General features: G+C 73.3%; 17 protein-coding genes. 16 read left to right on the top strand and 1 reads right to left on the bottom strand.

Going from position 1 to position 18,222, the window contains the following annotated elements; all coding sequences use genetic code 11:
- Positions 1-281 precede the first annotated feature (281 nt).
- From pgeF to E4P43_RS11695, 6 genes are all read left to right on the top strand, one after another.
- Positions 282-1,013 carry a peptidoglycan editing factor PgeF gene (pgeF, locus tag E4P43_RS11720; RefSeq protein WP_135145629.1) on the top strand — a complete coding sequence of 244 codons (732 nt, stop codon included), beginning with the start codon at positions 282-284 and terminating at the stop codon, positions 1,011-1,013.
- A 29-nt stretch (positions 1,014-1,042) separates the two neighbouring features.
- Entirely contained in the window at positions 1,043-1,810 is a 768-nt protein-coding gene (locus tag E4P43_RS11715) for a YggS family pyridoxal phosphate-dependent enzyme (RefSeq protein WP_135145628.1), read from the top strand.
- A gap of 70 nt (positions 1,811-1,880) precedes the next feature.
- Positions 1,881-2,609 carry a cell division protein SepF gene (sepF, locus tag E4P43_RS20855; protein ID WP_135145627.1) on the top strand — a complete coding sequence of 243 codons (729 nt, stop codon included), beginning with the start codon at positions 1,881-1,883 and terminating at the stop codon, positions 2,607-2,609.
- A gap of 63 nt (positions 2,610-2,672) precedes the next feature.
- Positions 2,673-2,969: a YggT family protein gene (locus E4P43_RS11705; RefSeq protein WP_135145626.1), complete on the top strand. Its 297-nt coding sequence runs from the start codon at positions 2,673-2,675 to the stop codon at positions 2,967-2,969.
- A gap of 96 nt (positions 2,970-3,065) precedes the next feature.
- On the top strand, positions 3,066-3,800 hold the full coding sequence (locus E4P43_RS11700) for a DivIVA domain-containing protein (RefSeq protein ID WP_135145625.1): 735 nt from the start codon (positions 3,066-3,068) through the stop codon (positions 3,798-3,800).
- A 106-nt stretch (positions 3,801-3,906) separates the two neighbouring features.
- A complete protein-coding gene (locus E4P43_RS11695; RefSeq protein WP_135145624.1) occupies positions 3,907-4,425 on the top strand; it encodes a hypothetical protein in 519 nt (172 codons plus the stop codon).
- A gap of 3 nt (positions 4,426-4,428) precedes the next feature.
- Here E4P43_RS11695 and ileS read toward each other — a convergent pair whose 3' ends face one another.
- Entirely contained in the window at positions 4,429-7,578 is a 3,150-nt protein-coding gene (gene ileS / locus E4P43_RS11690) for an isoleucine--tRNA ligase (protein WP_209313846.1), read from the bottom strand.
- A 95-nt stretch (positions 7,579-7,673) separates the two neighbouring features.
- Here ileS and E4P43_RS11685 point away from each other — a divergent pair, with 95 nt between their 5' ends.
- From E4P43_RS11685 to E4P43_RS11640, 10 genes are all read left to right on the top strand, one after another.
- Positions 7,674-9,185 (top strand): potassium/proton antiporter, encoded by a 1,512-nt coding sequence (locus E4P43_RS11685; protein ID WP_135145623.1) that lies wholly within the window; start codon positions 7,674-7,676, stop codon positions 9,183-9,185.
- 99 nt (positions 9,186-9,284) lie between these two features.
- On the top strand, positions 9,285-10,514 hold the full coding sequence (locus E4P43_RS11680; protein ID WP_135145622.1) for a DUF4032 domain-containing protein: 1,230 nt from the start codon (positions 9,285-9,287) through the stop codon (positions 10,512-10,514).
- Between the two features lie 157 nt (positions 10,515-10,671).
- Complete coding sequence (locus E4P43_RS11675; RefSeq protein WP_245159096.1) at positions 10,672-12,027, top strand: extracellular solute-binding protein; 1,356 nt, start codon at positions 10,672-10,674, stop codon at positions 12,025-12,027.
- Positions 12,028-12,040: 13 nt separating this feature from the next.
- Positions 12,041-13,003 (top strand): sugar ABC transporter permease, encoded by a 963-nt coding sequence (locus E4P43_RS11670; RefSeq protein ID WP_135145620.1) that lies wholly within the window; start codon positions 12,041-12,043, stop codon positions 13,001-13,003.
- On the top strand, positions 13,003-13,836 hold the full coding sequence (locus tag E4P43_RS11665) for a carbohydrate ABC transporter permease (RefSeq protein ID WP_135145619.1): 834 nt from the start codon (positions 13,003-13,005) through the stop codon (positions 13,834-13,836). The genes E4P43_RS11670 and E4P43_RS11665 overlap by 1 nt, the downstream gene beginning before the upstream one ends.
- Positions 13,837-13,893: 57 nt before the next feature.
- The gene (ugpC, locus tag E4P43_RS11660) at positions 13,894-15,171 is read left to right on the top strand and encodes a sn-glycerol-3-phosphate ABC transporter ATP-binding protein UgpC (RefSeq protein WP_135145618.1); all 1,278 of its coding nucleotides are present in this window, start codon (positions 13,894-13,896) and stop codon (positions 15,169-15,171) included.
- A gap of 31 nt (positions 15,172-15,202) precedes the next feature.
- Positions 15,203-15,829, top strand: coding sequence for a signal peptidase II (gene lspA, locus E4P43_RS11655; protein WP_135145617.1), 627 nt, complete (start codon positions 15,203-15,205; stop codon positions 15,827-15,829).
- A gap of 36 nt (positions 15,830-15,865) precedes the next feature.
- Positions 15,866-16,813 (top strand): RluA family pseudouridine synthase, encoded by a 948-nt coding sequence (locus tag E4P43_RS11650; protein WP_135145616.1) that lies wholly within the window; start codon positions 15,866-15,868, stop codon positions 16,811-16,813.
- A gap of 10 nt (positions 16,814-16,823) precedes the next feature.
- Entirely contained in the window at positions 16,824-17,606 is a 783-nt protein-coding gene (locus E4P43_RS11645; protein WP_135145615.1) for a CPBP family intramembrane glutamic endopeptidase, read from the top strand.
- Entirely contained in the window at positions 17,603-18,205 is a 603-nt protein-coding gene (locus E4P43_RS11640) for a hypothetical protein (protein ID WP_135145614.1), read from the top strand. The genes E4P43_RS11645 and E4P43_RS11640 overlap by 4 nt, the downstream gene beginning before the upstream one ends.
- Positions 18,206-18,222: the final 17 nt, after the last annotated feature.

The raw sequence follows: 18,222 nt of genomic DNA, 5'->3' as shown, positions 1-18,222 counted from the left end.
CGACGCCGAGATCTCCTGGTTGCCGATCCGCGCGATGCGGGCGATGTCCTGCACCGCCTCCACCACCCGCAGCGTCCGCGGCCGGGGAGCGGCTCGCTCCCACCGGGTCGGGCACGCCGGCCCGCCCGGCGACCGGGGGTGGCATCACGGTGCCGCCGCTGCCGCCGATCCCGGGCCCCGTCGCCAACGGCCGCCGGCCGCTGTCGAACGAGGACTTCGAGGAGGAGCTCGACATCCCGGAGTTCCTGAAGGGCTGACCCCGGGCCGTAAGGTTCGAGGTGATGAGCAACGACCCGGCCGCTCCGTCGGCGGTACGACCCCGCAGGGTCGTCACCGACCGGCGGGGCGGCCGCTCCCGTTCCCCGTACGACTCCTTCAACCTGGGCGACCACGTCGGCGACGACCCGGCCGACGTCGCCGCCAACCGGGCCCGCGTCGCGCGCGAGCTCGGGGTGGGGGAGGACCGCCTCGTGTGGATGTCGCAGGTGCACGGCACCGGCGTCGCCGTCGTCGACGGCCCTCGGGAGGGCCCGCTGCCCGACACCGACGCCCTGGTCACCTCGACCCCGGGCCTGGTGCTCGCGGTGCTGGCCGCCGACTGCGTGCCGGTGCTGCTCGCCGACCACGAGACCGGGGTCGTCGCCGCGGTGCACGCCGGGCGCGAGGGGGTCCGGAAGGGCGTCGTCCCGGCGACGCTGTCGGCGATGGCGAGCCTCGGGGCCAGGGCCCGGCACGTGACCGCGCTGCTCGGGCCGGCCGTGTGCGGCGAGTGCTACGAGGTGCCCGAGGCGATGCAGGCCGAGGTCGCCGCCGTCGCACCGGCCGCCGCCGTGCGCACCCGCACGGGGACGCCGGGCCTGGACCTGCGCGCGGGCGTCGCGGAGATCCTCCGCCGGGCGGGGATCCCGGACGTCGTGCAGGACCCGCGGTGCACCGTGGAGGACCCCACGCTCTTCTCGCACCGCCGGGAGGGCGTCACCGGTCGCCAGGCCGGCCTCGTCTGGCTGGGCTGACCGACCGGCGCCCTTGGCAGGATGGCGTCATGTCCCGGCTCGAGGAGAACCTGAGGGACGTCCGCGCCCGCATCGACGCGGCGGCACGGGCGGCCGGTCGCGACCCGGCGGAGGTCGGCCTGCTGGCGGTCAGCAAGACCTGGCCGGCCGACGACGTCCGGGAGCTGGCCGCCGCGGGCCAGCGCGACTTCGGCGAGAACCGGGTGCAGGAGCTGCTGGCCAAGGCCGGCGCGCTGGCCGGCCGGCCGGAGTGCGCGGACCTCCGGTGGCACTTCGTCGGCCAGCTGCAGCGCAACAAGGCCGCCGCCGTGGCGCGCACCGGCGCGGTGGTCCACTCCGTCGACCGGGAGTCGCTCGCGGCCACGCTGGCCCGGGCCGCCCAGGAGCTCGGGCGGCCGGTCGAGGTCTACGTCCAGGTGGACCTGGGCGGCCCCGAGGGGGAGGCCGCGGCCCGCGGCGGCGCGTCCCCGGACGAGGTCCCGGCGCTGTGCGACGCGGTCGCGGACGCCGGCGGGCTGGCGCTGCAAGGGCTCATGGCGGTGGCCCCTCGCGGGGGCGACCCGGCAGCCGCCTTCGCCCGGCTCGCGGCGCTGGCCGAGCGGGTCCGCACCGACCACCCGGAGGCCGCCGGGCTGTCGGCCGGCATGAGCGGGGACCTCGAGGCGGCCGTCGCCGCCGGCGCCACGCTCGTGCGTGTCGGAACCGCATTGTTCGGCGCGCGGCCCCTACCCTGCGGTGAGTTCGAGGAACACCAGCCACGCGAGTCACAGCAGTCACACGGGACGCAGAAGTCCTGAGCTCCTGGGGCCGATGTGACGACGACCGTGCAGACGCGATGCTGAGGACGCCAGCAGAGGGGGAGGTCCGATGGCTGGAGCCATGCGGAGGATGGGGATCTACCTGGGGCTCGTCGAGGACGACGACACCCGCGGCTACGGCCGGTACGACTCCCGCACGCCGGACGACGTGGACCATGACCGCCGGTACGCCCGGTACGGCGAGGACCGCTACGACGACTACGCCGACCCGGCGTACGCCGACGACGACTACGCCCGCGCCGGGTACGACGAGGAGCCGGCGATGGACGAGCCGCCCGTCCGCGACCCCGAGCCGCTCTCGGTGCGCCGTGTGGCGCCCCGCACGATCGGCCTGGCGCCCGCGGCGTCCGGGTCCTCGGCCGCGCGTCTCGGTGGTTCGGTGCACGGCTCCGGCCCGGTGCACAGCTCCGGCCCCGTGAGCGCGGCCGCCGCCCTCGTGCGGGAGCCGGTCGTGGCTCCCGAGCCCGAGCCGGCCCCGGCGCCCGCGCCCGCGCCGAAGTCCTACCGGATCACCACGCTGCACCCGCGCACGTACAACGAGGCCCGCACCATCGGTGAGCGCTTCCGCGACGGCATGCCGGTGATCATGAACCTCACGGAGATGGACGACGCCGACGCGAAGCGGCTCGTCGACTTCGCCGCGGGACTGAGCTTCGGCCTGCGCGGTAGTATCGAGCGCGTCACGGCAAAGGTGTTCCTGCTCAGCCCGCAGGACGTCGCCGTCACCCCCGAGGACAAGGCGAAGATCCGCGAAGGCGGGTTCTCCGACAAGTCCTGAGCGGTGGCGGAGCGGTGACACCGGTGGAGGCGGCACCCGAGGTGCCCTGAACGATCGAGGACTGTGGCTCTCTTCTGGCAGATCGTCTCGTCGGTGCTGCTCGTCTTCCTCGTGCTGCTCTTCGCACGGTTCGTCGTGGACTGGGTGATGGTGCTGGCGCGCAGCTGGCGCCCCTCCGGCCTGGTCGCCGCCGGGCTGGAGGTCGTCTACTCCACCACCGACCCGCCGCTGAAGGCGATCCGGAAGGTGATCCCGCCGCTCAACCTCGGGTCCATCCGACTGGACCTCGGGTTTATGGTGCTGCTGATCGCCGTGGTGATCCTCCGGAGCATCACGACCCGGCTGGCCATCACCGCGTGACCGCACTTCCCTCCCGGGGTATGGACGCAGAACGGGTGTGGTCCCGCTCGTCCGAGAACGTCCCTGTGCCCGCCGTCCGACCCGAGGTGACCTGAGATGCCACTCACCCCTGCCGACGTGCACAACGTCGTCTTCAAGAAGCCGCCCATCGGCAAGCGGGGCTACGACGAGGACGAGGTCGACGCCTTCCTCGACGTCGTGGAGGCCGAACTGGCCCGCTTGATCGAGGAGAACAACGAGCTGCGCGCCGGCGCGGGTCGTGCTCCCGCGCCCCGTGCCGAGGAGCGGCCCGAGCCCCCGGCTCCGGCGCCGGCCCCCGTGGTCGCCGCTCCGCCGCCGGTCCAGGCCTCCCGCGAGGACGACAGCGCGCGTGCCTCGCGCATGCTCGCGCTCGCCACGGAGACCGCCGACCGGTACGTGAACGAGGCCAAGAGCCAGGCCGAGCAGATGCTCAGCAGCGCCAAGACCAACAGCGACCGCCTCATGACCGAGGCGCGCGCCAAGAGCGAGCAGATGGTCACCGAGGCCAAGCACCGCGCGGACTCGATGATCGGTGACGCCCGCACCCGCGCCGAGACCATGGAGCGCGAGGCCCGCGCCAAGGCCGCCGCCCTGGAGCAGGACGCCGAGCGCCGCCACCTCGAGGCGATGGGCTCGCTGGAGGAGAAGCGCTCCAGCCTCGAGCGGAAGATCGAGGAGCTCCGCACGATGGAGCGCGAGTACCGCACCCGCCTGCGGTCCTTCCTGGAGTCGCACCTGCGCGACCTGGACAGCCGCAGCTCCGCGGAGCCGGCCTCGGTCGGCCGGCAGAACCAGCACGCCCCCGCCTGAGCCAGCAGCACCACGAGGGCCCCCGGAAGACCTCTTCCGGGGGCCCTCGTCGTCGTCCGCCGAGTTGGACGGGCGGGCCGGGCCGGTGCCCCCCTAAGGTTCAGGCGTGATCCTGGCTGCCGGACTCCTCGTCCTGGTGGGCCTCGGCCTGTTCGTGGCCGGGCTGTCCACCGGGATCACCGCCCTGTACTGGGGCTGCGTGGCGGCCTGCGTCGCGGCAGCCGCGGTCCTGGTCCTCGCCCGCCGCGAGATCGCGGCCCGCACGGCGCCGAGGACGGCCCCGGAACCGGCTCAGGTCCCCGTGGCGGCGGGCAGCGGTTCGCTCGAGCCGGCCGCCGGGGCGCCCGTCGCCGCCGCGGCCGAGCCGCCGCTGGACGACGAGGACCCGCCGGTCGAGGAGGTCGAGGTCACCGACCTGCTCATGGTCGTGGACCTCAAGGACGAGGTGCTCGTCGTCGACGAGCACCCGCGCTACCACGTGGCCGGCTGCCCCTGGCTGGGCAGCCGGAGCACGTTCCCGCTGCCGCTCGACGAGGCCCGCACCGACGGTTTCACGCCCTGCGGGGCCTGCCGGCCCGACCGGACCCTCGCCGCCCGCGCCCGCGCGAGCCGCAACGGGGCCTGAGGCTCAGGCCTTCGTCACCCAGAACCGGGAGCCCTCGGGACCCTCGACACCGTCGCCCTCGCCCGCCGAGCCGGCGTGCACGGCGACGGCGAGGACCTCACCGGCCAGCTGCTCGGCGTGCTCCTCGAGCGCCTGTGCCAGCACGCCGTCGGCGGTCCAGCGCAGCTCGATCCGGTCGCTGACCTCCAGGCCGGAACCCTTGCGGGCCTCCTGCACCAGCCGGACCACCTCGCGGACCAGGCCCGCCCGCTCCAGCTCCGGGGTCAGCGTGAGGTCCAGCGCGACGGTGAGCCCACCGGTGCTGGCCACCGTCCACCCCTCGCGGGGGGTCTCGGTGACGACCAGGTCGCCGTCGGCGAGCGCGACCGGGGTGCCCTCGACGTCGACGGACGCGGTCCCGGCCCGGTAGTCCGCGACCAGCGCGGCGGCGTCGGCCGCGGCGACGGCCTTCGCCACCGCCTGCACCTGCTTGCCGAGCCGGCGGCCCACGGCGCGGAAGTCGATCTTCACGCTGACGTCGACCAGGTCCCCGCCCACGGCGGCGAGCTCGAGGATCTCGGCCACGTTCAGCTCGTCGGCCACCTCGGCGACCAGGTCGCGGGGGAGCGTGGACCAGCCCGGCGCGGCCACGACCGCGCGGGCCAGCGGCTGCCGGGTCCGCACCTTGGCGGAGGTGCGGGCCGAGCGGCCGAGCTCGACGAGCCGGCGGACCAGCGTCATCTGCTCGACCAGGGTGTCGTCGAGGGCCTCGGTGTCCACCTCGGGCCAGGAGGCCAGGTGCACCGAGTCGACCGCGTCGGCCCGACCGGGGACGACCGCGCGCACCCACACCTCGTCGGTGACGAACGGCGTGAACGGCGCCATGAGCCGGGTCAGCCCGTCGAGCACCTCGTGCAGCGTGCCGAGGGCCGAGGGGTCGCCGTCCCAGAAGCGGCGGCGCGAGCGGCGCACGTACCAGTTGGACAGGTCGTCGACGAACTGGGCGAGCAGCCGGCCGGCGCCCTGCGTGTCGAACTCCTCCAGCGCGGCGGTGACGTCGCGGGTGACCGCGGCGAGCTCGGCCAGCGCCCACCGGTCCAGCAGCGGCCGCTCGGCGCGGGCCGGCGCGGGAGCGGAGGCCGGGTCCCAGCTGTTGGTCTCGGCGTACAGGGTGAAGAAGCTGGCGGTGTTCCAGTAGGTGAGCAGGACCTTGCGGACGACCTCGGACAGCGTCTCGTGGCCGACCCGGCGGGCCGACCACGGCGAGCCGCCGGCCAGCATGAACCAGCGGACGGCGTCGGCGCCGTGCCGGTCCATCAGCGGGATGGGCTCGAGGATGTTGCCGAGGTGCTTGCTCATCTTCCGGCCGTCCTCGGCCAGGATGTGGCCCAGGCACAGCACGTTGTCGTACGAGCTCTGCTCGAACACCAGGGTGCCCACCGCCATGAGCGAGTAGAACCAGCCGCGGGTCTGGTCGATCGCCTCGGCGATGAAGTGCGCCGGGTAGGCGGCCTCGAACTGCTCCTGGTTGCGGTAGGGCGCGCCCCACTGGGCGAAGGGCATGGAGCCGGAGTCGTACCAGGCGTCGATGACCTGGGGCACGCGCCGGTAGGTGCCCTCCTCGCCGGCCACGGTGAAGGTGACCTCGTCGATGAACGGCCGGTGCGGGTCCAGCTCGGACAGGTCGCGGCCGGTCAGCTCCGAGAGCTCGGCGAGGGAGCCGACCACGACCATGCGGGCGGGGTCGGCGTCGTTGCGCCAGACAGGCAGCGGGGTGCCCCAGTACCGGTCGCGCGACAGCGCCCAGTCGACGTTGTTGTTCAGCCAGTCGCCGTAGCGGCCGGTCTTGATGTTCTCCGGGAACCAGTTGGTCTTCTGGTTCTCGGCCAGCAGCTGGTCCTTGATCGCGCTGGTGCGGATGTACCAGGACGGCTGCGCGTAGTACATGAGCGGCGTGTGGCAGCGCCAGCAGTGCGGGTAGCTGTGCTCGTACCGGATCTCCCGGAACAGGACGCCGCGGGCCTTCAGGTCCTCGACCAGCGCGGGGTCGGCGGCCTTGAAGAAGTGCCCGCCCACCAGCGGGACCTCGGCCAGGAAGTGGCCGGCCGCGTCGATCGGGTTCACCACCGGCAGGCCGTAGCCGCGGCAGACGGCGAGGTCGTCGGCGCCGAACGCGGGGGACTGGTGCACCAGGCCGGTGCCGTCGTCGGTGGTGACGTACTCGGCCAGGACGACGAAGTGGGCGTCGCCCTCGGGGAACTCGACCAGCTCGAAGGGCCGCTGGTAGTGCGTCCGCTCCCAGTCCCGGCCGGGCGCCCGGCCGAGGACCTCGGCGTCCTCACCGAGGACCGCGGCCAGCAGCGGCTCGGCCACGACCACGGGGACGTCCTCGGTGCCGGCGGCGCGCGCGACGACGTAGGTGACCTCGGGGTGCACGGCGACGGCGGTGTTGCTGGGCAGCGTCCACGGCGTCGTCGTCCACACCAGCAGGTCGGCCCTGCCGGCCCACTCGCCGTCGAGGATCGGCATGCGGACGTACACCGACGGGTCGGTGATCGACTCGTACCCCTGGGCGACCTCGTGGTCGGACAGGCCGGTGCCGCAGCGCGGGCAGTAGGGGGCGACCCGGTGGTCCTCGACGAGCAGGCCCTTGCCGTGCACCTGCTTGAGCGACCACCAGACGCTCTCGATGTAGCTGGGGTCCATCGTCCAGTAGGCGTCGGAGAAGTCGACCCAGTAGCCCATCCGGCGGGTGAGGTCGGCGAAGTCGGCGACGTGCTTCTCCACCGACTCGCGGCACCGGGCGTTGAAGTCGGCGATGCCGTAGCGCTCGATGTCCGGCTTGCCGGCGAAGCCGAGCTGCTGCTCGACGGCGATCTCGACCGGCAGGCCGTGGCAGTCCCAGCCGGCGCGCCGGGGCACGTGCCAGCCCTGCATCGTCTTGAACCGGGGGAAGACGTCCTTGAACGCCCGGGCCTCGATGTGGTGGGTGCCGGGGCGGCCGTTCGCGGTCGGCGGGCCCTCGTAGACGTTCCACTGCGGGCGGCCCTGCGAGGCCTCCAGCGACCGGTCGAAGACCTTCTCGCTCTCCCAGCGCTCGAGGATGCGGTGCTCGAGGGCGGGGAGGTCGACCTGCGGGGGCAGCGCGGCGAAGGGACCGGTGGGGGCGCTCACGCCCCCATTCTCCCCGAACCGGCAAACGGGCTCGCCGGTGCGTCCCCCTCGGCCCGCGACCCGGTACGGGAGACTGCCCCCATGGCGGGGGCGCGGTGAACACGACGGTCACGGTGGCCCTCGCCGTCGGGGCGGTCGTCGTGCTCCTGGCCGCGGTCGCGCTGCGCCTGGCCGACCGGCTGGGGCTGCCCAGCCTGCTGCTCTACCTGGCGATCGGCGTGGCCCTGGGCGAGAGCGGCCTCGGCGTCCAGTTCGAGGACTACTCGCTCACCCAGACCCTCGGCGTCGCCGCGCTGCTGGTCATCCTGGCCGAGGGCGGCCTGACCACGCGCTGGGCCGACGTCCGCCGCGCGCTGGGGCCGGGGCTGAGCCTGGCCACGGCCGGGGTCGTGGTGAGCATCGGCGTCACCGCGGCGGTCACCGTCTGGCTGCTCGGCTGGGAGTGGGGCTTCGCGCTGCTCGTCGCTGCCGTCATCAGCTCCACCGACGCCGCCGCCGTCTTCGCCACCCTGCGCCGGCTGCCGCTGCCGCGGCGGCTGGCCGCCTCCCTCGAGGCCGAGAGCGGGCTGAACGACGCCCCGGTCATCCTCCTCGTCGTCGTGCTCTCCGACGTGCTGACCGGCGAGGTGTCCGGCCCCTGGTGGCAGGTGCCGGTGGTCGTGGTCGCCGAGCTGGTCGGGGGAGCCGTGCTCGGGCTGGCCGTCGGCTACGGCGGGGCGGAGCTGCTGCGCCGGGTCGCGCTGCCGCTGTCGGGCTTCTACCCGCTGGCCACCCTGGCGCTGTGCGTGCTCGCCTTCGCCGGCGCCTCGCTGCTGCACACGTCGGGCTTCGTGGCCGTCTACCTGTGCGGTCTCGTGCTCGGCAACGCGACCCTGCCGCACCGCTCGGCGAGCATCGGCTTCGCCGAGGGCATGGCGTCGCTGGCGCAGATCGGCCTCTTCGTGATGCTGGGGCTGCTCGTCTCGCCGTCCCGGCTGCCCGAGGCGGTCGGCCCGGCCCTGCTGGTCGGTGGTGCGCTGCTGCTGCTGGCGCGGCCGCTGTCGGTGCTGGCCAGCCTGGTGTGGTTCCGCTTCCCGCTGCGGCAGCAGGTCTTCATCTCCTGGGCGGGGCTGCGCGGGGCGGTGCCGATCGTCGTCGCCACCTTCCCGCTGACGGCGCAGGTGCCCGGCGCGACGACCGTCTTCGACACGGTGTTCGTGCTGGTCGTCGTCTTCACCCTGGTGCAGGGCTGGTCGCTGCCGTGGGTCGCCCGGCGGCTGGGCATCGCCGCGCCGGTCGCGCCCCGGGAGATCCAGGTGGAGGCCGCGCCGCTGGAGGAGCTCGACGCCGAGCTGATGCAGATGACCGTGCCGGCCGGGTCGCGGCTGCACGGCGTCTACCTGCCCGAGCTGCGGCTGCCCGAGGACGCCGCCGTCGTGCTGATCGTCCGCCACGGGCGCGCGTTCGTGCCCGACGAGAACACCCGGCTGATGCGCGGCGACCAGGCGCTGCTGGTGTCGGCGCGCCGGTCCCGGGCGGAGGCCGAGCGCCGGCTGCGCGCGGTCAGCCGCGCGGGCCGCCTGGCCATGTGGCGCGGCGAGTCCGGCCGCCCCGACGACTCCGACTGACGAGGGGGCGTCCTGCAGGCGGGGGCGCTCCTCGCGTGGCATCGTGACCACACCGGCACCGGGCGGCGGTCGCCGTGCCGGGACCCCACGGAGCACGTGATGCGCTACCTCTTCCGGCCACCGGCCACGGACGCGACGGGCCTCCTCCCGCTGCCGTGGCACCAGCCGCTGGAGGAGTGGGACCACGAGCTGCTGCTCGACGTCCCCTCCCGCGGTATCTCCCGGCACGTCGTGCGCTTCGTCGCGGTCGAGGGACGGGTCTACGCGCTCAAGGAGATCGACGAGCGGCTGGCGCGGCACGAGTACGCGCTGCTGGCCCAGTTCGAGGGGGAGGGGCTGCCCTCGGTGTCGGTGCTCGGGATCTGCGTCGACCGGCCCGACGAGCAGCCGGCGATCCTGGTGACGCGCTACCTCGAGTACTCGATGTCCTACCGCTGGCTGTTCTCCCGGCCGCGCGGGCACCAGTCGCCCGAGCAGCTGCTCGACACGATGGTCGTGCTGCTGGTCCGGCTGCACCTGGCCGGCGTCTTCTGGGGCGACTGCTCGCTGTCCAACACCCTGTTCCGCCTCGACGCCGGGACCTTCGCCGCCTACCTGGTCGACGCCGAGACCGCCGAGCGCTACCCGTCCCTCTCGCCGGGCCAGCGCCGCTACGACGTCGACCTCGCCCGCGAGCGGGTGGGCGCCGAGCTGCTGGACCTGCAGTTCGGCGGCCTGCTGCCCGAGGACCTCGACCCGATCGAGATCGCCGACAGCCTGCCGCCCCGCTACGAGTCGCTGTGGGACGAGGTGACCCGCGAGGAGGTCTTCCGCACCGACGAGCAGCGCTACCGGGTTGCCGAGCGGCTGCAGCGGCTCAACGAGCTGGGCTTCGACGTCGGCGAGGTGGAGCTCCGGACCACCGCGGAGGGCACCCGGCTGCGGGTCGAGACGCGGGTGGCCGAGCCCGGCCACAACCGCCGGGAGCTGTTCCGGCTCACCGGCCTGGAGGTGCAGGAGCGCCAGGCCCAGCGGCTGCTCAACGACGTCCGTGCCTTCCGGGCCTACCTGGAGCAGAAGTCCGGGCACCCGGTCCCGGACACCATCGCCGGCCACCGCTGGCTCGCCGAGGTCTACCAGCCGGTCGTCGACGCGGTGCCCGAGTCCCTGCAGGGCCGGCTGGAGCCGGCCGAGGTGTTCCACGAGGTGCTCGAGCACCGGTGGTTCCTGTCCGAGAAGGCCGGCCGGGACGTCGGGACGACGAAGGCGGCGCGCTCCTACTTCGAGACCGTCCTGCCCGGCACGCCCGAGGAGCTGACCACGCCCTCGGTCATCGCCGGCCGGGGCTGAGCGGTTCCGGCGCGGCGCGGTCCGCCGCGCCGGAACGGCAGGTGACGGCGGGGTCACGACCGGGTTGCGTTCCGTTTGACAGCCCCTGACGGCGGTACCACGCTCCGAGAACGCCGAGATCATCCCGGCTCACCGGACGCCAACGGAGGCGATGCGTGTGACTGAGGTCCCCGGCCAGCACCCGCCACACCGGCGGGCGACGGCCTCCCGAACCGGACGAGCCCGGGCGCCTCGACGCCTCGCCGGTGCTGCGGCCGGCGTCGTCCTGGCCTCCAGCCTGGCCGCCTGCGGCGGCGGTGGGACCGGGGGAGTGCCGACGCTCACCTGGTACACCAACCCGGACTCCGGAGGCCAGGCCGAGCTCGCCGCCCGCTGCACCGAGGCCGCCGAGGGCCGCTACCGGATCTCCGCCGCCGTCCTGCCGCGCGACGCGGCCGGCCAGCGCGAGCAGCTCGTCCGCCGCCTCGCGGCCAACGACGCGTCCATCGACATCATGAGCCTCGACCCGCCGTTCATCCCCGAGTTCGCGGCGGCCGGCTTCCTGGCCGACATCCCCGACGACGTCGAGGAGCGCGTGACCGAGGGTGTCGTGCAGGGGGCGATCGAGGGCGCGACCTGGGACGACGAGCTCGTCGCCGTCCCGTTCTGGGCCAACACGCAGGTGCTCTGGTACCGCAAGTCCGTCGCCGAGGCGGCCGGCCTGGACATGGACGAGCCGGTCACCTGGGAGCAGATCGTCCAGGCGGCCGAGGACCAGGGGAAGCTCGTCGGCGCCCAGGGCGCCCGGGCGGAGTCCCTGACCGTCTGGCTCAACGCGCTCATCGAGTCCGCCGGCGGCTCGATCATCGAGGAGAACGCCGAGGACCCGGCGGACATCCAGCTCGGCCTCACCACCGAGGCGGCGCAACGCGCGGCAGAGGTGATGGGCATGGTTGCCTCCTCCGACGCCGTGAGCCCCGCGTTCTCCACCGAGAACGAGGACGCGTCGGCCACCGGCTTCGAGGGCGAGCGGGGCGGCTTCCAGGTGAACTACCCCTTCGTCTACCCCCGCGCGCTCGGTGCGGTCGACGCCGGCTCCCTGGACCCGTCGGTGCCCGAGGACTACGGCGCCGCCGTCTACCCGCGGGTCGACCCCGACCAGCCGGCCGCGCCGCCGCTGGGCGGGATCAGCCTGGGGATCAGCGCGTTCAGCCAGAACGTCGACCTGGCCCTGGAGGCCGCCGAGTGCATCACGACGGCGGAGAACCAGGCGTACTACTTCGTGACCAACGGCAACCCGGCGGCGAAGGCGGAGGTCTTCGACGACCCGGAGGTGCTCGAGGCCTTCCCGCAGGCGCCGGTGATCCGGGAGTCTCTGGAGCTGGCGAAGCCGCGGCCGCAGACCCCGTACTACAGCGAGGTCTCCGGAGGTCTCCAGCGCGAGTACCACCCGCCGTCGTCGGTGGGCGAGGGCACCGGGAAGGCAGCCGCCGAGCTGATCAGCGCGGTGCTGCGAGGGGACCAGCTGCTGTGAGGGAGACGGAACGATGACCCAGACGACGCTCCCGCCGGTCGAGAAGACCCAGCCGGTCTCCGCGCCGCACGGCACGATCAGCGACCGGTCGAGGTCCGAGCGCAAGCTCGGCTGGCTGCTCGCCGGGCCGGCCTTCCTGGTCATGCTCGGCGTCACCGCCTACCCGATCATCCAGGCGGTCTACGAGTCGCTGTTCGCCTACCGGCTCACCGACCCCACCAACCGCGAGTTCGTGGGGCTGAGCAACTACGGCGTCATCCTCACCGACCAGCTGTGGTGGACGGCGCTGGGCGTCACGCTGCTGATCACCGTCATCACCGTGGCGGTCGAGCTGGTCCTGGGCTTCGCCCTCGCCCTGGTCATGGCCAAGGCGCTGAAGTCGATCCGGCCGGTGGTGCGGGCGGCGATCCTCATCCCGTACGCCGTCATCACCGTGGTCTCGGCGTTCGCCTGGCAGTTCGCCTTCGACATCAACACCGGGTTCGTGAACTCGTGGTTCGCCTGGATACCGGGCGTCTCCGCGGACACCGACTGGTTCGGCGACACCGGGACCTCGCTCCTGGTGGTCTGCCTCGCCGAGATCTGGAAGACCACGCCGTTCATCTCGCTGCTCCTGCTCGCCGGGCTCGCCCAGGTGCCGGAGGTGCTGCAGGAGGCGGCCAAGGTCGACGGCGCCACCTGGTGGCAGCGGATGGTCAAGGTGACGCTGCCGAACATGAAGGCCGCGATCATGGTGGCCCTGCTGTTCCGCACCCTGGACGCCTTCCGCGTCTTCGACAGCATCTTCGTGATGACCGGCGGTGCCAACAACACCGAGTCCGTGTCGTTCCTGGCCTACCGGCAGACGATCTCCCGGCTGGAGATCGGCCTCGGGTCGGCGGTCTCGGTGCTGCTGTTCCTCAGCGTGGTCCTCATCGCCGCGCTGTTCATCAAGGGCTTCAAGGTGGACCTGGCTTCCGCGAGAGGTGAGCGCTGATGTCCCGCAAGGAGAAGATCTGGTGGTGGGTCGGCGGGCTGGCGATCGTCGTCTACTGCCTGTTCCCGATCGGCTGGATCGTCGCGCTGTCGTTCAAGTCCGCGGGTGACCTGAACTCCGGGGAGTTCCTGCCCAACGGGGCAACGCTGGACAACTACAGCCTGATCCTGACCGGTGATGCCAGCGAGCTCTTCCTGCCGGCGCTGCGCAACAGCTTCGGCATCTGCCTGATCGCCACCGCGATCTCGTGCCTGCTGTCGATGTTCGCGGCCTACGCGATCGCCCGGCTGGACTTCCCCGGCAAGAAGATGGTGCTCTCCACGGCGCTGGTCGTGGCGATCTTCCCGGTCATCTCGATCGTGACGCCGCTGTTCAACGTGTGGCGGCAGATCGGGCTCTACGACACCTGGCCCGGGCTGATCATCCCGTACCTGTCGCTCACCCTGCCGATCTCCATCTGGACCATGTCGGCCTTCTTCCGGGAGATCCCCTGGGAGATGGAGCAGGCCGCGCAGGTCGACGGCGCCACCACCTGGCAGGCGTTCCGCAAGGTGATCGTGCCGCTGGCCGCGCCCGGCGTCTTCACCACGGCGATCATCGCGTTCTTCATCGCCTGGAACGACTTCGTCTACGGCATCTCGCTGACCTCGACGTCGGCGGCCCGGCCGGTCCCCGCCGCGCTCGGCCTCTTCTCCGGCGCCTCGCAGTTCGAGGACCCGACCGGGGCCATCGCCGCCGCTGCGGTGATCGTCACCATCCCGGTCGTCGTCCTGGTCCTGCTCTTCCAGCGGCGCATCGTCGCCGGCCTCACCAACGGCGCGGTCAAGGGCTGACCCGATGAGCGCCGGCACCCGACTCAGCACCGCTCCGACCCGAGGGGACGACTCCTGATGGCCTCCATCGAGATGAAGCACATCGTCAAGCAGTACGGCGACGGCTACCCGGCCGTGAACGACGTCAGCCTGGACATCGCCGACGGCGAGTTCATGATCCTGGTCGGCCCCTCCGGCTGCGGGAAGTCGACGCTGCTGCGGATGATCGTGGGGCTGGAGGACATCACCAGCGGCGACATGGTCATCGGTGGCACCCGCGTCAACGACAAGGCACCGCGGGACCGCAACCTGTCGATGGTCTTCCAGAACTACGCGCTCTACCCGCACATGACGGTGTTCGAGAACATCGCCTTCCCGCTGCGGCTGGCCAAGATGGAGGACGCGGAGGTGCGCCGCCGGGTCACCGAGGCCGCCGACGTCCTGGAGCTCAAGGACCACCTCGAGCGCAAGCCGGCCAACCTCTCCGGTGGCCAGCGCCAGCGGGTCGCGATGGGCCGCGCCATCGTCCGCCAGGCGGAGGCGTTCCTCTTCGACGAGCCGCTGTCCAACCTCGACGCCAAGCTCCGCGGCCAGATGCGCACCGAGATCTCCCGGCTGCAGCGCCGCCTGGGCATCACCACCGTCTACGTCACCCACGACCAGACCGAGGCCATGACCCTAGGCGACCGGGTCTGCGTCCTGCGCAAGGGCAAGATCCAGCAGGTCGCCTCGCCGCGCGAGCTGTACGAGCAGCCGGTGAACCTCTTCGTGGCCGGCTTCATCGGCTCGCCGCCGATGAACTTCCTGCCGGCCACCGTGGAGGGCAACCGCCTGGTGACGCCGTTCGGCCCGATCGAGCTCGACGAGAAGCGCGCCGGCCAGGTCGCCGGCCACGAGCTGCTGCTGGTCGGCATCCGGCCGGAGTACTTCGAGGACGCCTCCCTCGTCGACGAGGCGAAGCGGCCCGTGGGCACCGTGTTCCGCGCCCGCGTCGACGTCACCGAGTGGCTCGGCGACTCGCAGTACGCCTACATCCCCTACGACGCACCCGAGTCGATCACCGCGCAGCTGCGCGAGCTCTCCCGCGAGCTGGACTCCGAGGAGCTGCGCACCCAGGCGATCGTGTCGATCGACTCGACCAGCCGGATCCGCGAGGGGCGCGAGGCCGAGTTCTGGCTCGACACCCGCAAGATCCACGTCTTCGACCCGCACTCGGGCGAGAACCTCACGCGGGACGCCGAGGCAGGTGCGGCGCTGACCCGCATGGCGACCGAGGACCGGCTGGAGCACGCGGAGGCCGCCCGGGGCGGGCAGGCCGAGTCCCGGGGTGGCGCCACCGCCGTCGGCGCCGCGTAACGGGCACCGGGCAGCGCCCCGGCTATCGTCGGTGCACCGGCGGCTCCCCGCCGCCGGTGCCACGACGTCCGAGGAGCCCCACCTGACCGAGCACGCCGACCCGGTGGACGGCTCCACCGGCGGGCCCGCCGCCGTCGAGCCCTCGGGGCGCCCCCGCACGCGGCTGCTGCTGTCGCTGGCCGCCGGCATCCTGCTCGCCGACCTCGTGACCAAGCTGGTCGTCGTCGCGACCATCGAGCCGGGTGAGGACATCCGAACCCTCGGGGGCGCGCTCTACCTGACGAACCTGCGCAACACGGGCGCGGCGTTCTCCCTGGCCGAGGGCTTCACGATCGTGTTCACCCTCATCGCCCTGGTCGTCGCGGTCGTCATCGTCCGCACCGCCCAGCGGCTGTTCTCCACCGGCTGGGCGGTGGCGCTGGGGCTCGTCCTCGGCGGTGCGGTCGGCAACCTGGTCGACCGGGTCTTCCGCGACCCCGGCTTCCTGCGCGGCGGCGTCGTCGACTTCCTGTCGGTCTTCGGGCCCGACGGCGAGGTGTGGCCGGTGTTCAACATCGCCGACTCCGCGATCGTCTGCGGCGGCGTCCTCGGCGTCCTGCTGGCCCTGCGCGGCATCGAGTTCGACGGCACGCGGGCCACCAGCGACGACACCGACTGAGGCGGCTGCGGCGCCCCGTCGGCGGGGACCCGCACAATGGGTCCCGTGATCAGCACTCCTGGCCTGCACCGGGCCCTCCCCGTGCCCGACGGGCTCGAGGGGCAGCGGGTGGACCAGGCGCTCTCCCGGCTCTTCGGCCTGTCCCGGACGACGGCCGCCGAGCTCGCCGACGCCGGCCACGTCGTCGTCGACGGCCGGGTCCGCGGCAAGGGCGACCGCCTGACCGGTGGCAGCTGGCTGGAGGTGGAGCTGCCGCCCCCGCCGGGCGAGCCGGTCGCCCCCAAGCCGGTCGAGGGGATGACCGTCCTGCACGACGACGACGACCTCGTCGTCGTGGACAAGCCGGTCGGGGTCGCCGCCCACCCGAGCCCCGGCTGGGACGGCCCGACCGTCATCGGGGGCCTCGCCGCGGCCGGGTACCGCATCTCCACCTCGGGAGCCGCCGAGCGCCAGGGCGTCGTGCACCGGCTGGACGCGGCGACGACCGGCGTCATGGTGGTCGCCAAGAGCGAGCGGGCCTACACCGCGCTCAAGGCGGCGTTCAAGGAGCGCACCGTCGAGAAGGGCTACAACGCCCTCGTGCAGGGCCACCCGGACCCCTCGCGCGGCACCATCGACGCACCCATCGACCGCCACCCCAAGCACGACTGGCGGTTCGCGGTGGTCCAGGGCGGGCGCCCCTCGGTGACGCACTACGAGGTGATCGAGGCATTCGCCGCCGCCAGCCTGGTCGACATCAAGCTGGAGACGGGCCGGACCCACCAGATCCGCGTGCACTTCTCCGCCCTGCGCCACCCGTGCGTGGGCGACATGACCTACGGCGCCGACCCGACGCTGGCCGCCCGGCTGGGGGTCTCGCGCCAGTGGCTGCACGCCGTGCGGCTGGGCTTCCACCACCCGGCGGACGGCCGGTGGGTGGAGTTCACCAGCGAGTACCCGCCCGACCTCGCCGGCGCGCTGGCAGTCCTGCGCGCCGAGACCTGACCCGCTCTCGGTGACCGGACTGCCGGCCTCCCTCGCCGACTTCGGGCCCGCGGCCCTGGCGGCGGTCGTGGTCGCGGCCTACCTGGTCGTGGGGGAGCCGGTGGTCGGGCACGTCCTGCACCGGAGGTTCGAGGGCCGGCTGCGCACCGACGCCGGTGCGCGCCGGTCGTTCTACCGCCGCCTGCTGGTGCTCGAGTGGGGCCTGGCGGTGCTCGCGGTCATCGTCTGGCTCTTCGCCACCGACGTCCCGGCCGGGGCGGTCGGGCTGCGCTGGCCGCAGGAGTGGCCCGGGCCCCTCACCTGGGTCGTCGTCGTGGTCGTGCTGCTGCTGGTGGTCGCCTCCACCCGCCAGCTGCGGGCCGGCGCGCTGCTGGAGATGGCCCGACCGGCACGCCGGCCGGGGGAGGGGCGGCACGCGGAGCCGCCCGGGCTCTCGACCCTGGCCCTGCTCCCGCGCACCGACGAGGAGCGGCGGCTGTTCTCCGTCGTCGGGGTCACCGCCGGCGTGTGCGAGGAGTGGCTCTACCGCGGGTTCTTCCTGGCGGTGGTGGCAGCGGCCGCCGGCGGGGCGCCGTCGTTCGTGCTGGTGCTCGTCGCCGCCGTGGCCTTCGGGCTGGCGCACGCCTACCAGGGCCGGGCGGGCATCATCACGACCGGCGTGCTGGGCGGGGTCATGGCCGCGCTGTACCTCGACACCGGCTCGCTGCTGCTGCCCGTGCTGCTGCACGCGCTGATCGACCTGCGCTTTCTGCTCGTGCCCGCGAGCGCCCTGCCCACCGAGGAGCACGCGTGAGCGGTCCGCTGCCGCCACGCGTCCGGTTCGCGCACGACCACGGGGGAGGGGTGCCGGTGTGGACCGACATGGGGACGCTCGGCGCCGACGAGCTGGCCGGGGTCGGCGTCCCGGTCGCGTTGATCGAGCGGTTGGTGGAGTGGAACGACCGGGTGTGGCCTGTCTGGAACGCGCGCGTCCCCCGTCCGGTGGAACCGGGCTGGGACCGGGAGGAGCGGCGGCTGGTCGCCGAGCTGCAGAACCAGCTGCCCGATGTCGACGTCGTGATGGCCGAGTCCGACGAGGAGCGCCCCGCCGTGGAGGCCGACCGGCCGGCCGCGCTGACGGTCATGGCGGCGCCGTCGGTCGACGTCCCGCTGTGGAGCTTCCCGTTCGGGCGGTCTCTCGCCGTGGACCCGGCGCCCCTGTTCGTGAGCGAGGAGCTGGTGGAGCAGCTGCGCCGGTGGAACCGGCGTGCCCCGAGGCCGAGCGTGCTCGACCCGCGGTGGTGCGCTGACGGGTTGGTGCTGGCGCGTGCGCTGCAGGACGAGCTGTGGGACGTCGAGGTCTTCTACTACGAGGACGACGACCGGAACCCGGTGCGAGGCCGCCGCCGCTGACCCGCTCCACGGCGGGC

The organism is Blastococcus sp. TF02A-35, assembly GCF_004571075.1.
Taxonomy (GTDB): Bacteria; Actinomycetota; Actinomycetes; order Mycobacteriales; family Geodermatophilaceae; genus Blastococcus.
The sequence above is the reverse complement of the archived record's forward strand: the minus strand, read 5'-3'. Positions and strand labels throughout refer to the sequence as shown.

Bases quoted from the DNA above. Each gene is read 5' to 3' on its own strand.
- E4P43_RS11665 (WP_135145619.1), top strand. From the start codon at position 13,003: ATGTCCCGCAAGGAGAAGATCTGGTGGTGGGTCGGCGGGCTGGCGATC.
- ugpC (WP_135145618.1), top strand. From the start codon at position 13,894: ATGGCCTCCATCGAGATGAAGCACATCGTCAAGCAGTACGGCGACGGC.
- sepF (WP_135145627.1), top strand. From the start codon at position 1,881: ATGGCTGGAGCCATGCGGAGGATGGGGATCTACCTGGGGCTCGTCGAG.
- E4P43_RS11650 (WP_135145616.1), top strand. From the start codon at position 15,866: ATGGGTCCCGTGATCAGCACTCCTGGCCTGCACCGGGCCCTCCCCGTG.
- E4P43_RS11670 (WP_135145620.1), top strand. From the start codon at position 12,041: ATGACCCAGACGACGCTCCCGCCGGTCGAGAAGACCCAGCCGGTCTCC.
- E4P43_RS11700 (WP_135145625.1), top strand. From the start codon at position 3,066: ATGCCACTCACCCCTGCCGACGTGCACAACGTCGTCTTCAAGAAGCCG.
- E4P43_RS11715 (WP_135145628.1), top strand. From the start codon at position 1,043: ATGTCCCGGCTCGAGGAGAACCTGAGGGACGTCCGCGCCCGCATCGAC.
- E4P43_RS11680 (WP_135145622.1), top strand. From the start codon at position 9,285: ATGCGCTACCTCTTCCGGCCACCGGCCACGGACGCGACGGGCCTCCTC.
- pgeF (WP_135145629.1), top strand. From the start codon at position 282: ATGAGCAACGACCCGGCCGCTCCGTCGGCGGTACGACCCCGCAGGGTC.